Genomic DNA, 1,006 nt, shown 5'->3' with positions numbered 1-1,006 from the left:
CAAGGAGAACACGCAGTGACCACGGTCACTTGTCGGCGAGTTTGATCCTGGCTCAGGACGAACGCTGGCGGCGTGCCTAATGCATGCAAGTCGAACGCATTCTTCGGAATGAGTGGCGCACGGCTGAGGAACACGTGACTAACCTACCCCGGTGTGGGGGATAACGGGTCGAAAGACTCGCTAATCCCGCATACGATTCACTTTGGTGAAGGAAAGCCGCACGGCGCACTGGGCGGGGGTCGCGTCCCATTAGATGGTTGGTGTGGTAATGGCGCACCAAGTCGATGATGGGTCTCTGGTCTGAGAGGACGACCAGACAGATTGGGACTGAGACACGGCCCAAACTCCTACGGGGGGCAGCAGCAAGGAATTTTCGGCAATGGGCGCAAGCCTGACCGAGCAACGCCGCGTGGAGGATGACGGCTCTTGGGTTGTAAACTCCTTTTGGGGGGGACGATAATGACGGTACCCTCCGAATCAGGCCCGGCTAACTACGTGCCAGCAGCCGCGGTAATACGTAGGGGCCAAGCGTTGTCCGGAATTACTGGGCGTAAAGCGTGGGTAGGTGGTCGGTGATGTGCCGCGTGAAAGCGCCGGAGTAATGCCGGCGAGGTCGCGGTAGACACACGGACTAGAGGCTCGCAGAGGAACGTGGAATTCCCGGTGTAGTGGTGAAATGCGTAGATATCGGGAGGAACACCAGTGGCGCAAGCGGCGTTCTGGGCGAGACCTGACACTGAGCCACGACGGCGTGGGGAGCAAACAGGATTAGATACCCTGGTAGTCCACGCAGTAAACGATGCATACCAGGTGTGGGATGGCGTTCGCGTCGTTCCGTGCCGCAGCTTACGCGATGAGTATGCCGCCTGGGGACTACGAGCGCAAGCTTAAAACTCAAAGGAATTGACGGGGGCCCGCACAAGCAGCGGAGCGTGTGGTTTAATTCGACGCAACGCGAAGAACCTTACCTAGTCTTGACATAGCACTGCAAGCTTCGGAAATGAAG

General features: G+C 58.2%; 1 rRNA gene. It reads left to right on the top strand.

Features of this window, described 5'->3' with window-relative positions:
- Positions 1-29 precede the first annotated feature (29 nt).
- A 16S ribosomal RNA gene (locus ABEB26_RS26885) occupies positions 30-1,006 on the top strand; the annotation flags it as partial.

The organism is Herpetosiphon gulosus, assembly GCF_039545135.1.
GTDB classification, from domain to species: Bacteria; Chloroflexota; Chloroflexia; order Chloroflexales; family Herpetosiphonaceae; genus Herpetosiphon; species Herpetosiphon gulosus.
The sequence above is the reverse complement of the archived record's forward strand: the minus strand, read 5'-3'. Positions and strand labels throughout refer to the sequence as shown.